Origin of the sequence: Secundilactobacillus pentosiphilus (assembly GCF_002217985.1) — a bacterium.
GTDB lineage: Bacteria > Bacillota > Bacilli > Lactobacillales > Lactobacillaceae > Secundilactobacillus > Secundilactobacillus pentosiphilus.
This window is the reverse complement of sequence record NZ_BCMI01000098.1, coordinates 1-207: the sequence shown is the minus strand read 5'-3', so window position 1 is coordinate 207 and position 207 is coordinate 1. Positions and strand designations below refer to the sequence as shown.

Below are 207 nucleotides of genomic sequence, written 5' to 3'. Positions count from 1 at the left end.
CAGCTACATCAACTGCTGCAACAGCAGCAAGTAGCTCTAGTGACACGAAGAGTGCAGTTACATCAACTGCTGATACTGTTGCAAGCAGCTCCAGTGATACGAAAAGCGCAGCTACATCAACTGCTGCAACAGCAGCAAGTAGCTCCAGTGACACGAAGAGTGTGGTCCCATCAACAGCTACTACAGCAGTAAGCAGCACTAGTGACA

General features: G+C 49.3%; 1 protein-coding gene. It reads right to left on the bottom strand.

The features are described from left to right. The coding region (locus CES81_RS13700; RefSeq protein WP_225356412.1) for a hypothetical protein at window positions 1-207 on the bottom strand (207 nt) is incomplete at both ends.